The organism is Priestia sp. BR_2, assembly GCF_041954005.1.
Classification (GTDB): domain Bacteria; phylum Bacillota; class Bacilli; order Paenibacillales; family Paenibacillaceae; genus Paenibacillus_AQ; species Paenibacillus_AQ lautus_A.
The window spans coordinates 73,807-86,495 of record NZ_JAVFHM010000289.1 but is presented as its reverse complement, the minus strand read 5'-3'; the positions used below and the strand labels follow the sequence as shown (position 1 = coordinate 86,495).

General features: G+C 47.8%; 13 protein-coding genes. 2 read left to right on the top strand and 11 right to left on the bottom strand.

All coding sequences use genetic code 11. From position 1 onward, the window contains the following. Positions 1 to 98: 98 nt before the first annotated feature. Both RB298_RS23280 and RB298_RS23275 read right to left on the bottom strand, forming a co-directional pair. Entirely contained in the window at positions 99 to 1,574 is a 1,476-nt protein-coding gene (locus RB298_RS23280) for an ABC transporter substrate-binding protein (protein WP_486048774.1), read from the bottom strand. 195 nt (positions 1,575 to 1,769) lie between these two features. Then, complete coding sequence (locus tag RB298_RS23275; RefSeq protein ID WP_096777236.1) at positions 1,770 to 2,354, bottom strand: YdcF family protein; 585 nt, start codon at positions 2,352 to 2,354, stop codon at positions 1,770 to 1,772. A 331-nt stretch (positions 2,355 to 2,685) separates the two neighbouring features. Here RB298_RS23275 and RB298_RS23270 point away from each other — a divergent pair, with 331 nt between their 5' ends. After that, a complete protein-coding gene (locus RB298_RS23270; RefSeq protein WP_096777237.1) occupies positions 2,686 to 3,861 on the top strand; it encodes an ROK family transcriptional regulator in 1,176 nt (391 codons plus the stop codon). A 264-nt stretch (positions 3,862 to 4,125) separates the two neighbouring features. Here the strand turns inward: RB298_RS23270 and RB298_RS23265 are convergent, their stop codons facing one another. From RB298_RS23265 to pnuC, 5 genes are all read right to left on the bottom strand, one after another. After that, positions 4,126 to 4,533, bottom strand: a complete 408-nt coding sequence (locus tag RB298_RS23265; protein WP_486048772.1) for a DUF7668 domain-containing protein — start codon at positions 4,531 to 4,533, stop codon at positions 4,126 to 4,128. 64 nt (positions 4,534 to 4,597) lie between these two features. Continuing rightward, positions 4,598 to 5,161, bottom strand: coding sequence for a riboflavin biosynthesis intermediates N-glycosidase (gene ybiA, locus RB298_RS23260; protein WP_096777239.1), 564 nt, complete (start codon positions 5,159 to 5,161; stop codon positions 4,598 to 4,600). Between the two features lie 3 nt (positions 5,162 to 5,164). Next, positions 5,165 to 6,049, bottom strand: a complete 885-nt coding sequence (locus tag RB298_RS23255) for an NUDIX hydrolase (protein ID WP_486048770.1) — start codon at positions 6,047 to 6,049, stop codon at positions 5,165 to 5,167. A gap of 77 nt (positions 6,050 to 6,126) precedes the next feature. Continuing rightward, positions 6,127 to 7,137 (bottom strand): AAA family ATPase, encoded by a 1,011-nt coding sequence (locus tag RB298_RS23250; protein WP_486048768.1) that lies wholly within the window; start codon positions 7,135 to 7,137, stop codon positions 6,127 to 6,129. Beyond that, the gene (gene pnuC / locus RB298_RS23245; protein WP_486048766.1) at positions 7,134 to 7,811 is read right to left on the bottom strand and encodes a nicotinamide riboside transporter PnuC; all 678 of its coding nucleotides are present in this window, start codon (positions 7,809 to 7,811) and stop codon (positions 7,134 to 7,136) included. Before pnuC ends, RB298_RS23250 begins: the two co-directional genes overlap by 4 nt. A 312-nt stretch (positions 7,812 to 8,123) precedes the next feature. On the opposite strand from pnuC, the gene RB298_RS23240 reads away from it, so the two are divergent. Continuing rightward, positions 8,124 to 9,230 carry a PRK06851 family protein gene (locus tag RB298_RS23240; RefSeq protein WP_096777243.1) on the top strand — a complete coding sequence of 369 codons (1,107 nt, stop codon included), beginning with the start codon at positions 8,124 to 8,126 and terminating at the stop codon, positions 9,228 to 9,230. 348 nt (positions 9,231 to 9,578) lie between these two features. Here the strand turns inward: RB298_RS23240 and RB298_RS23235 are convergent, their stop codons facing one another. The 4 genes from RB298_RS23235 to RB298_RS23220 form a co-directional block, all read right to left on the bottom strand. Next, entirely contained in the window at positions 9,579 to 9,983 is a 405-nt protein-coding gene (locus RB298_RS23235) for a VOC family protein (RefSeq protein WP_096777244.1), read from the bottom strand. A 278-nt stretch (positions 9,984 to 10,261) separates the two neighbouring features. After that, a complete protein-coding gene (locus RB298_RS23230) occupies positions 10,262 to 10,630 on the bottom strand; it encodes a hypothetical protein (protein WP_176502564.1) in 369 nt (122 codons plus the stop codon). Between the two features lie 151 nt (positions 10,631 to 10,781). After that, a complete protein-coding gene (gene rlmH, locus RB298_RS23225; protein WP_486048763.1) occupies positions 10,782 to 11,261 on the bottom strand; it encodes a 23S rRNA (pseudouridine(1915)-N(3))-methyltransferase RlmH in 480 nt (159 codons plus the stop codon). 266 nt (positions 11,262 to 11,527) lie between these two features. After that, positions 11,528 to 12,652 (bottom strand): cytochrome P450, encoded by a 1,125-nt coding sequence (locus RB298_RS23220; RefSeq protein ID WP_255250696.1) that lies wholly within the window; start codon positions 12,650 to 12,652, stop codon positions 11,528 to 11,530. Between the last annotated feature and the right edge of the window lie 37 nt (positions 12,653 to 12,689).

Genomic DNA, 12,689 nt, shown 5'->3' with positions numbered 1-12,689 from the left:
GAAAATCCGACTTTTTGAACACGTACTATGTGAAGCCTATAGGGTCGCAGAAGTTAAAACGGAAGAGCGGAGATGAGTCCTCCCCGCTCCATCACGTCTTATTTTTTCATTTCAGCCTCTACAGCTTTCTTCAGCAGCTCTTCAGCTTGCTCCAGAATCGGTTTCGGATCCTGCATACCCATAGCAAATTTAACAATATTCTCATTCAATAATTTTTCCGCTTGAGCAAGATTCGGATCGGAAATACTGATAGACCGGCTTGCTTTATAAGTTTGAGCATTATTATCCGCAATGTACTTCAGAACAGATTGGGCGGAACTGGAAAGGTTAGCCGTTCTGGCAGGGTCTTCCGTCAAATCCTTGCGCATTGGCAAAGCGCCTGCCTTTTCAGCAGCAAATTGTTGATTTTCAAGCGTAACCATCCATGTGATCAATTCTTTGGCCCACTTTTTGTTAAGCTCCGGCTTAGCTGCCCAGATATAGTTGAAGTTTGAAGTTCCGCTTCGAATCCAAAGCGTTTGATTTGTGTCATCTCTGAAAGGAACAGCCATGAAGCCCCAATCGAAATCCTCGGGTGTTGCTTCCTTCATCTCATTCTCGACATGAGTCCCTGTCGATACCATCGCCGCTTGCCCCTGAATAACCTGCATTTGCGATTGCGTATGGTTCAATGCCGGAAGTCCTTCTGCAAAATATCCCAGCTTCCCAAGCTCATAGATGCGCTGCCAGGTTTCAACTGTCTCCGGATTTGTGTATTGCGGCAGACCATAGGTTCTATAATTTTCGATAAATTCATCCACATGGCCATTGATATCAGCCAGCTCAAAATTTTTGGCTGTTCCGAAAGCCCAGTTATGGTAGCTTGGATGAATACCCGGGAACGTTATGGGAGCAATGCCGTCCGCTTTAATGTCTGCTAGAAGTGCTTTAAATTCATCCCATGTGTTCGGGTTTTGGTTCCAGCCATGCTCTTCGAATAGCTTTTTATTAAAAAACAACCCGCCAAAGCTGCTCGCCGTCGTAAATTCATATCTTTTCCCATTGATCAGCTGCGTTGACTCGTACATGCCCGGCATCATAAGATCCTTGACCTTTTTGTCCGGCACGTCTGGAAGAGGGTATTCCCAAATGTCATCCATTGGTTCAAGCTTGCCGGCTTCAGCGAGCCCCACAATACCTCCCGCTGGATCGGTATTAAATAGATCAAACATGTCATTATCATTGCCCGCAGAGATTTTTGTAGAAAGAATCGTCTTCATATCAGCTGAAGCCGTGATGTCTACTTTGACATTTGGATACTTGGCTGTAAACGATTCAACTGCATAATCGAACCACTCCCGGCCATATCCTCCTACAAAGAAGCCTACCTTTAGCGTTACTTCCTCATTCTTCGGCAATCCATTCTCATAAACCTCTACTTCTGCAGATACACCCGGCTTATCCGAACCAGCAGGAGTTGTACTTGGACTAGCCTCATTCTTACCGCTGTTTCCACCGCAACCAGCCAGCATGGCTAATGATAATGCCGCTGCAACACCCGTGCTCATGAATCGTTTCATTTTTCCATTAAACATTATTTCGCTCCCCCGTTAATTAATAAATAAATTGGATTAACTATTTAAGCATAACTATGATTTGTTAATCAGCAATCAAATCAGGGTAAATAATTTGTAAACAAGTACTGGCTTTGGCCTTTTAAGCCTCACCTCCCATATATTCTGGAAACGCTTACATTTTAATTATTAAACGGCCAGTTGTCAACCTTTTTGTCAATCGTTTTGATCATTGATGACCCTCTTAATAATAGGGAGAGTTAATCGAAATGCCCGAATCTCCAAAAATGTTAATTTAAGCTGGAATCCCACGATGCTTCTAAGGCTTCGATTGGCGCAGAATCCGCCCTTTATGCCAAGACGATGCATAATATACTTCGTGCGGCGGACATGAAATAAATTGGTTATGATAACAAAAGATTTTAGCTGGTACTGCTCCATCAATTGCTTGCTAAAGATTAAATTTTGAACGGTGTTGTTTGACTTGTCTTCTTCTAACACTCTTTTTGCTGGGACGCCCTTCTCAATCAGGTACTTCTTCATCAGCTCCGCTTCCGAGCGACGTGAACCAACCGCTCCCCCCGATACAATGATATATTTGGGTCCATACTGCTGAAACAGTTTGTAAGCCTCATCCAGTCTTTCTTTAAGCAACGGGTGTATTCGGCCGTCTTTAGATACATAGCCAAGTACAATAAGTGCATCTGCTTTACCAGGTTGTAACATAACTGCATGCAGCCAGCATATGTAAGTCAGCACCGTCATCGCTGCTATTGCAATGATCCATCCAATCCATACCATTACTTACTCCTCTAGGCGTCAAATTATTGTATTTAATCAAATCAGTTTACAAATATAATATCCTTTTTTATCACAATGTCAATACAATTGGCTGCGTTTTTTTCATTGTTTTTGGATTGAAAGTTTCCGTACTGATTGTATCATGCTGCATAAAACCGCCATCTATCGTCGTTTTTAAGAAATTTAAAAATGTACGTTCGTTGAATTAAACGAACTTGCAACTTTTATTCGCCTCGTATTAATGCTACACTTGAAGCAAAGTATGTTCCTAATTTGTCAAATGTTTTGAATCTATATTATATAAAACGTTGTTGGAAAGAGGATGCATATCGTGAGTGATTCGGTTAAACAAACCAGCCATATGTTATTAAAATCAATAAATCAGCAGAAGGTTCTTTTTCTCATTTATTCAGAGGGGCCGATCTCTCGCGTAGAGCTTGCGGAAAAGACTGGACTAAGCAGACAAACGGTAACCAATATCGTGAATCGCCTGTTGAAGGAAAAAATAATCGTGACAGGGGAGCTTATCGACTTGGAGGCAGGCAGCGGAAGGAAAAGAGTCGGCCTTCATATCAACAGCGGCCATTTTTATGCCATCGGGCTTGAGCTCGCCGGCAAATACATTCGCGGAAAAGTGTTCAACCTGCGTCAAGAAGCTGTCGCATCCGCAGAACGAACGAGCAACAAATATGGTTCTATAGATGTGCTGATGCAGCTGTTGCATGAAGTTATCGATGAGCTGCTCACCCAGGTGCCCAACGCCTCCAAAGTAAAAGGGATCGGAATCAGTATGCAGGGCCTGGTAGATTCTCAGCATGGCATCGTTCTGCGAACACCCGGCATAGGCGTTCATCGCCTGCCGCTCAAGCAGCTGCTTGAAGACAAATATGACATACCCGTGTATATCGAGAACGATGTCAATCTTCTCTCTGTCAACGAGAATATGAACGGCTGCTTGAAGGATTCCAATAACAATATCACCATCAAGTTTGATTATGGTACAGGCGGCGCGATCGTCCATGATAAACAAATTATTGCAGGATCAAGCTTTGTTGCAGGTGAATTCGGGCATTATAAAGGCTTCTATGGAGAAGATGCCTATCCATGCCATTGCGGCAGATCCGGATGTTTAACGACGCTGGCTTCCAGCAGCGGACTTAGTGTTTCCATCAAATGCACACTAGAGGAGTTCGCAGAAGGCATAAGAACAGGAGATCCTAAGTTCCTTGGTTTATACGAAAAAATTGTCGATGGCATCGCGATCGCCGTTACCAATATCATTACATTTATCAATCCAGACAGCCTGCTTATGACTGGCCGAGTCATTCCTACCATCAGTCCCGAAATGTTCAACGAGATTAAAGCCAGGGTGATGCACCAGTTGCCTGTGACAGTTAATAACGTACAATTAATCCACCTTCAGGACAAACCGGATGAAACCAAGCTTGCTGCCGGGTTAGTTATTAAACGTGCATTTGAAATACCGCTGGATACTTTATCTCTTTAATTGCGCCCCTTCATGAATTCTCTCCCCCTTGGATGGAGTTCTTCGGTTAGATTTTTTGCACGGTAGGATACCTTGATTTCTGGACTATAAGTAAAAGCAGGCCCTCTGTAAACTTGCAGATGGCCTGCTTCAATAACCTTTATCCTTATGCCTTTTTCTTCAGATCAGGAACAATCCTGCAAGCAGCAGGATGCATCAGCCAACAAATAGCTGTGCATATTCGTAGCCGTATTTGGTACCTTGTTGTTCTTAAATACGATGTTATTAAAGTACAGTAATCCCACTCTCAAAAATGACTTTCAAATAGTCACCTTCAACGTGAAACTCAACGCTCAAAGTCAAATCATTGGGTTCGCCATCGGTCTTCAATGCATATTCGTAAGCAATTCCGCTTCCATCGTTAAAGTGATAGAAAGATTCTTGTTGATAAACACTGCCATCTTTATAAACAGGCCTAAAGGTGCATTCTACATCAAACCTATCGATCTGTTCCAACTCATTATCTTCCTTAAAACTCTCGATGACCTCTTTTAATAGCTTAACGTCCCAATTCTGCATATCATCAACGTTTCGGGCAATTTCCTCATATCGTCCATCTGCGATGGAGTCAACAATCTCTTTTGCGAACGCCCGAATAACATCTTCCTCTTTGCCTAACACCCGTTTAAGCATACCATGTGCTCCCTTATCTCCAGAATCATATGTATCTAACGAAGACCGTCCTTTCACTGCTCCATCACGATGTCTTACTCACCTGCAGCAACTCGTCCCGCGCTTCGGTCAGCGCGAACCCCAGCAGGTTTCGCCCCCGCCATTTCACGGGATTCTCCGCATCCGGATTGGACTGGCCCATGCCGATCCCCCATATGCGGTCCCGCGGGCTGGCTTCGACGAGGATGCGGTTCTTCGTCGACTTGAGATAATCGCCGAGCTCCGGATTCTGCGAAAACTTGGCCAAGCTGGCTCTTTTGACGATGCCGTAGCATTCCTTGTCCCAAGTATCCTTGTCAAAGTTACGGACCGCGCGCCCATAAGCCTTCATTTCCTTGGGATGCTTAGCCGTAAGGATCGACTCCAGCATTTCGTTGTCGCCGAACAGCCTTGCCTTCTCGGCCATCATAAACTGCTCGGCACAAGAATACTCGGTCCCCTCTACCGTGAACGGGCACATCCACCACTGGCTGAAGCAGCTTTTGTCGACGCTCCCGTCCTTAGGCGGCGTATGGCCCCAAAAGAATACATACTTGAACGTTTTTCCTTCGTTATAAGCTTTTCTTAGCTCATTGAGATTGTAGATCATCCGTTAGTCCTCCAGTTTTCTCCGATACAACCGGGATGGTCGATGTCCCGCATTTTCGGTGTAATGATCGGTCTCCGCCACGAGATCGGCTACCTTGCGCCGGAAGGCCGCCTTCAATAGCTCTTTATCCATAATGACCTCATAAACCTGCTGCAGTTCCGTCAAGGTAAAAAGCTTTGGCATTAAGTGCAGCGCAATATCGGTATCATTCACTTTTCCCCGCAGCCGCTCGATCGCGCATGCTATAATCTTTGCATGGTCGAAGGCCAACCCGTTATTCGATACGATCTTATACTCCGTGCTAGTCGATGTCGTCTTCACCGTCAACGTTCTGGCCACGACCGCCGAAAGCTCCTCTTCACCGCTTAGCTTGAGTTCATACTCCAGCGTCTTGACGTATCCGTCCTCCATCAACTCTTTCTGCTCCCGCAGCTGCCGATAGGAGACCTTGAACCAAGAGGCGTCGGCCGCATCGTCTCCCGCTCTAAGCTCCAACTTATCACTGTTGATCAGCGCCATGTAGCTGCAGCTCATCACCCAGGTTCGGGGATCTCGCCCGATATCGCTGAACGTATATAGCTGCTCCAAATAAACGTCGTCCACGCCGGTTTCTTCACACAATTCCCTTGCAGCGGCCTGCTCAGTCGTCTCGCTCGGCTGGACAAAGCCGCCAGGCAGCGCCCATTTCCCCAGGAAGGGGTGACCTCCCCGGCGGATGAGCAGGATGCGGAGCTCTTTTTCCGGTAATTTGCGATAACTGTCAGCCACCCCATCCGTAACCGTGAAGATCACCATATCGGCTGCCACCGAAGGCCGCTCGTAATCTCCTGCCCGGTACTGCTCCAAAAATTCGCGTTCCGTAAGTCCGTTCCGATCCAACAAATCCAATGGGGGCGCCTCCTTGTTTTTTGATTCTAAATGAGCTGTGGTTATGGATTCATTTTACTCCCTGCCTGCATCCAATTCTAACCGTTCAGCTCCCCGAAATAGTTTCGATAGGGCTCGAACTTCGCCAGCACCTCGTCTACCTTGCGCATGCGTTCCTCCAGGCTTCCCCGCAGCGTAATGTAGGGAATGCGCCGCTCCTTCAAATCCGCGATGATCTGCTTATGAAAAACATGCCGCTTCTGATCCCCGCTTCGATCCCACGTATCGTCGTAAGGAATATCGTCGTCGCACAAGAAGAACAGATCGTAGCGCTGCGCATTCTCCAGAGCAATCCGGGTCAATAGCTCCGGTGCCTCGCCGTGGTAATCCATAGCGAACATATACGTCGTAATCGCATTGGTATCAACGAACAGAAATCGGTTCGCCGAAAGCAAAGCCTGCTCTTCGCGCTCGATATGACCTACTGCGATTTCATCGAACGCCTCTAGGCCGATTCTGCGGTCCACCTGATGCTCGGTCCAATAATCGCGTCCGTATTCGCTCGCGTAGGCCGTGTTATACCGTCTTGCCAGCGCTTCGGTGATCGTCGACTTCCCCGTCGACATCGCCCCAACAAATACCACCTTCGTGATTAAGTCCCGGTACACGATATCACTTATGAACTCCCTGTACTTATATGGGTCGGAACGGATCATCGTTGCAGAGATCGGAACCCGCTCGCGGGCTTCATCGACCCGTCGGTCGACCGAGCCCAAAGCGAGACTCATATGCCTGCCGTAAAACTCGCTCGAGTAAAAATGCGTGACTTGCTCGCCGTTCAGTAAACCGAGTATATACTGTTCTTCCCGAATCTCATGCGCTCTGTCATCCGAATACCCGTCCGGTCCGTCCCAAGCTTCGATGACCCGGACTGCCGGGTATAGTCGCCGTATCCAATTCGCCCGGATATGAAGCGGAATCGGAGTGACCGTCGTCTCGTAAATGACCACGATTAATTCATCGACCTCTTGCAGCGCCGTTTCGATCATGAACTGATGCCCTTTATGCAGCGGGGCAAACTTCCCCAGCGTTAGTCCGAGCGTTTTCATGCCGCCACCTCCTTGGCCCCTTTGTTCCAATTGTAATACCCGTATACCGCATTGACCAAATACGCGCTCCACATGACGATCATCAGCATGCCTTCGCTGCTGCCCTCCAGCAATCGAATCGCCCACAGCAGCACCGTAAACAAATTCAACACAATATAGACCAGCCATTGTTCCTTGAATCTGCTGACCATTAAGAAGGTAGCTACAACGGACAGCACCGTCGTAGTCGCATCGATGTAAGGCGAGTTCTGTCCGGGGATGAACGAAAGCCCATATCCCAGCAGCAAACAGCCCAATACACAGACTGCCCCAACGAGAAGCAGACCTCTAAGCTCCATTTGGCGCATGATCAGCTTGCCGTCTTGGCGGTTATTTTTCCACATGTAGAAGCCAATGACGTTCATCGGAACGAAGAATAGCAAATTCAGCATAACCTCTCCAAACAATCCGTTAATGTAGGCAAGATAAGCGTAACCGACGGTATTGTACATGCCGAAAACATAGCTCATCAGGTTGCCCTTCGCCGCAAGCACCACGCATAGCACCCCGGTAATAAAAACGGTAAATCCGAATAAAGAGTCCTTTGAAATCACCGTAAACAAGGCGGCAATCGAGGTAAACAGCGCCAACCACGCTATTTCGAACAGGCTCCAGCCACTCGCAACCTTCTTCACATTGCATCCCCTCCGTCTTCTCCACTGAGTTTACAGAGCGAAAACGCCCAATCAAACTTAGTATCATTTTGTTAATAACAATTTGTTACTATCAAAAATAACAGAACATCCATCGTAGGGCAAGTGAAATCTCCCCATTTATCGCAGGCTTGATTTTTACCTTCTGTAGCCCGGTCAACAGATAACGAAAAACATGGAGAGGACGAACACCACTTGTTACAACACAGAATATACAAATATATAGGCACTTATCCCAATCATGCTTATTCTGTACACTTTGCGAATCGGAATAGGCACAAAGGAGTGTGTAGGTTGGTACAAAAATCATCTCACTATTTTGCCCACGGCAACACTGCGCGCGGGGCTCATTTCTTGTATACATCCGCATTTGATGGGTTGAACAAGATCTTTGTCCTTACGGGGCCCCAAGGTACGGGGAAATCGACGGTCATGCAAAGCTTGGCGGATAGCCTGCTGGATAAAGGCAACCATGTGCAATGCTTCCACTCCCCTCTCCGTCCCGACGAACTGGATGGCATCATTTGTACGGAATTGAAGGTTGGTATTGTCGACGGGCGAGTCTGTAAGGGGATTTCGGATAGCGGAGCTGGGGAAATCGTCTTTATCGATTTCGAGGAAGCGTTTGATGACAGCCTTGTTTTACCGGGAGACTTCATCACGATAGAAGATCTTAGAGTCAAGCTTGAGAGTGCCTACTCCAATGCGTATGAAACGTTCGCAGCAGCATTGCGGATTCATGACGAGTGGGAAAAATTTTATATCGATAACATGGATTTCACGAAGGCTGACCAGATTGCGCTGGAATTGATTCAAGAATTATACGCCGGTCATGAAAGCGATACGCCAATCGCTCCGCGTCACGTATTTTTCGGAGCTGCGACTCCAAGGGGGGCTTATGATTTTATTCAAAGCTTGACCGCTCAGCTGGAAAGACGGATTTTCATCAAAGGAAGGGCGGGATCCGGCAAATCGACGCTGCTGAAAAAGCTTGCCTCCGCTGCCGAACAGAAAGGAATCGACGTTCAAGTGTTTCATTGCGGCTTTGATCCGAATAGTTTGGATATGTTGATATTCCCGAAGCTTCAAACAGCCATCTTCGACAGTACCGCTCCGCATGAATACTTTCCAGATCGGGACGGGGATGAGATCCTTGATATGTATATACGGACTATAGCTCCTGGAACAGATGAAGCCCACGCTGCCGAAATAGCCGGTATCAAAGCACGCTATTCGGCAAAAATGAAAGAGGCCACCTCCCATCTGGCCGAAGCCGAAGCCATCGATTCTCAAATTAAGGCCTACTATGTTGCGGCCACCGATTTTTCGATCGTAGAGAAACTCCACCTGCAATTACAGTCCGAATTGAATGAACTGATCGGCTCCATTCAGCCTTCATAATAAGATACCACCCAAAAGCGTTCGATTTCAGACGGGGCTCAGCAGTCTAAAACAAGCTGAGCCCCGTTTGAGATTGAATCTGCTTCCGCTTCTCCTATGGCCTTCTCCAAAACGACTGTGCGTATGGGACTGCAACGGAGCGCTCTCCCTTTATTCATGAATACATCTCTATGATCTTCATGTACAATCGCCGTTTTCCCGTTATGCGAGACACACTATAACGTGTGTCGTATACAGGGATATTTTTAATTCGGTTACCAATTTGCATCTAATTTTCGCCGTTACTTATACTTACGGCTCAACGCGTTGTCTGTAACGGCAAGTTTGAAGGCCATCCTTTACGGCCCGTCAATGTCTACCTCTAAACCGTTTAATCGCATCCTCGGTCACCGGCTCGAAGAGGTTAAGAAGGTTGCCATCGGGATCGCGGAACAGCATAGAACGGTTCCCCCACGGCATCATGGTCGGTTCCTTTACCCAATGTTCGACAAATGGCTTCAAGCGCACATATTCGGCTTCGACATCGTCGACCCGGAACTCGATAATGACCGTGCGATTATTGGCGCCCACTACGGAATCGGCACCGAATAGCTGCGTCGTCTGGGAGTGGCCGATGGCAAGGGTGCATGATGGCAAGGCGAGTTCGGCAAATACGGGCGCGGGTCGCTCCGCCGAAACCCCCATGACTTTCTCATAGAACTCAACAAGACGATCCACGTCGTCCGTAATGATGCGTACAGAAGCGAAATTCACAAGATATCATCCTTCCTAATCATAGGTTTGGCTGTGTCCCACAGCCGTTGTAAAACATACTTTTTACTTATCTATCTCCTTTACATTTACATGTCCAATATAAAAAAACGCTACTGACAACGTTATGTCAGTAGCGTTTTAGAATTCTTTGGGCATCCTCACGAATATGATTTCGGAATGCTTCGGGTTCCAACACGGTTACGCCCGCTCCCAGCCAAGCACCCATTGCAGCAATTCATCCAGCTGATTCCGCTGCGACTACCTCTGCAGGTCCTAGACTACTTTTTTTCTTCTTGTAAAGTGGCAGCCCCACCTATTAAACAGGGAATCTCAATATCATCAATGTCAATCATCTTATCTTTCTCCGCATCATAGTACTCCCCGAATAAAAATAGTGACTCACTTTTCCTATTCAATAAATAGGGGATAATTGTTTCACAAAATTCTGTAACGCTTTTAAAAATACTCTCTGGTGCAATCCCCGTTTCATCGATAACCAACAATTCTTTGTGTTCAATAAGAGCAGGGTTGCGATTTAAATGGTAAAGTTGAAAAGAAGTACCCTTGCGATACGCTTTATAAATTGGAACTTCTATGTTTTCGATGAAATCTCCTTCCGTATAATTCAAGATAAACTTTACAGTCATCCCCAGTCTCCTTTCAACATGAGTTCAGCATAAATATATATGTTTCTCTATCGGTAATCCATATTTATTGGAGAGAAACTAACAGTCGTTTTCAATTTTTCCATTGCTTTTTTGATAAAAGAAATTAAACTAGCGAGATTTTCTTTGCGCCCTACTTATGATACGGCTCCCCCCGATTAATCTTCACCGCCCGGTAAATCTGCTCCACCAGCACCAGACGCATCAGCTGGTGCGGAAGAGTCATCCGACCGAAGCTGAGCTTCGTCTGGGCGCGCTTCAGGACGTCCTCGGAGAGGCCGTTAGAGCCGCCGATGACAAAAGCCACGTTGCTGGTCCCGTACGTGCCCAACTTGTCCATATGGGCCGCCAGATCCTCGCTGGACCACAGCTGGCCGCCGATCGCAAGGGCAATGACATGGGTGTCCGGCTTGATGTGGCCGAGAATGCCGGCGCCCTCCTTCTCCTGCACTTGACGCATCTCGGCTTCGCTCATGTTCTCGGGCGCCTTCTCATCCGGCACCTCGTGCACGGACAGGCGCACATAAGGCGCAAGACGCTTGCTGTATTCGGCAATGCCCTGCACCAGATACTTCTCCTTCAACTTGCCTACGCATACCATCTGTATATTCATGGCGTATTTTCGCTCCTTAAACTCTGTTGTTATGTCGTTCATTCTAACATTGTACCGCGGCCAATTAAAGGACATACACAGACCCTGCCCTGCCTTCTACAGCAAGCTCCCTCATTTCCTTGTCAATACAAAATCAATCCTGCAAAGCATTGTATTGAGAATCGCCAACTCGTTTAATTCTAAGCTTGCTCGACCGAGTTTGACCAACTTACATGAATTATCGAAAAAAAAACCACTCTCCCTAAGAGTGGCTTTTCTCTTCCTATCTATTTTAAAATGACCGGCAGCTCTTTCAGCGCAAACATCATCGTGCTGTCCATCCGTGCCAGCTCTACGGAGCGGTCCCGGCGGTATTCGGGGTAACGGTCCAGCAAAGTCTGGAGGGCGATTCGGGACTCCATGCGGGCTAATTGAGAGCCCATGCAGTAGTGGATGCCGCTGCCCAGACCCAAATGAGGGTTCGGATTCCGGTGAATGTTGAATACGTCCGGCTGATCAAACACATCCTCGTCATGGTTGGCCGAGGCCATCCAGATATAAACGAACTGTCCCTGCTTCAGCTCCTGTCCCCGCAGCACCGTGTCCTGCTTCACGCTACGGAACATCAGCTGAACGGGCGAGAAGTAGCGGAAGACTTCCTCAATGGCCCCAGGAAGCAGCTGTGAATCTCCAAGCACCGCTGCACGGACCTCCGGCAGGCTGTCGAAGGCGAGCACGGCCGAAGAGATCAGGTTGGTCGTCGTTTCGTTGCCGGCTACGAGAAGAAGAATGCAGAACCCGATAATCTCCAGTTCGGTCAGGTGTTCATTGTCGATACGGGCCTCGACAAGCTTCGTGATCAAATCGTCCTGCGGATGCCGGCGACGGTCTTCTGCGATCTCGGAGAAGTATTCGCTCATCTCGCGCTGGCATTGGAAATAGGCATCGGCATTGTCGCCCACCAGAGCATCCGACCAGGCCTTGAACCGTTCCCGATACTCCATCGATACGCCGAGCATTTCCGCGATCACCGTGATCGGTAACGGACTTGCGAGATCGGCCACGATATCCATCTTCCCCTTCTTCTCGGCTTCGTCTAACAGGGATGTCGTGATCTCCTGGATCTTGGGGGCGAGCGATTCGATCATGCGAGGCGTAAAAGCATGGGATACCAGCTTGCGCAGCTGGCGGTGCTTCGGCGGATCCTGACGCAGCACACTGGATTCAATAGGGTCATCGGAGGATGAGGAGCCCTGGGAAGAGAACACTTCGTAATTCGTGAAGACCGCTTTGACATCCTCGTATTTAAATACGTTCCAGGCTCCGCCACCATCAATCGCCGCCACCGGAGATTCCGTCCGCATCTGGCGGAACCATTCCAGCGGGAGTAAACCGTTCTTATTCCATTCCATGCTTAACACCTTCGCTTTCCTCATCAAATTTGAACTG

Bases quoted from the DNA above. Each gene is read 5' to 3' on its own strand.
- RB298_RS23280 (WP_486048774.1), bottom strand. From the start codon at position 1,574: ATGTTTAATGGAAAAATGAAACGATTCATGAGCACGGGTGTTGCAGCG.
- RB298_RS23275 (WP_096777236.1), bottom strand. From the start codon at position 2,354: ATGGTATGGATTGGATGGATCATTGCAATAGCAGCGATGACGGTGCTG.
- RB298_RS23265 (WP_486048772.1), bottom strand. From the start codon at position 4,533: ATGCTTAAACGGGTGTTAGGCAAAGAGGAAGATGTTATTCGGGCGTTC.
- ybiA (WP_096777239.1), bottom strand. From the start codon at position 5,161: ATGATCTACAATCTCAATGAGCTAAGAAAAGCTTATAACGAAGGAAAA.
- RB298_RS23250 (WP_486048768.1), bottom strand. From the start codon at position 7,137: ATGAAAACGCTCGGACTAACGCTGGGGAAGTTTGCCCCGCTGCATAAA.
- RB298_RS23230 (WP_176502564.1), bottom strand. From the start codon at position 10,630: ATGACTGTAAAGTTTATCTTGAATTATACGGAAGGAGATTTCATCGAA.
- rlmH (WP_486048763.1), bottom strand. From the start codon at position 11,261: ATGAATATACAGATGGTATGCGTAGGCAAGTTGAAGGAGAAGTATCTG.
- RB298_RS23220 (WP_255250696.1), bottom strand. From the start codon at position 12,652: ATGGAATGGAATAAGAACGGTTTACTCCCGCTGGAATGGTTCCGCCAG.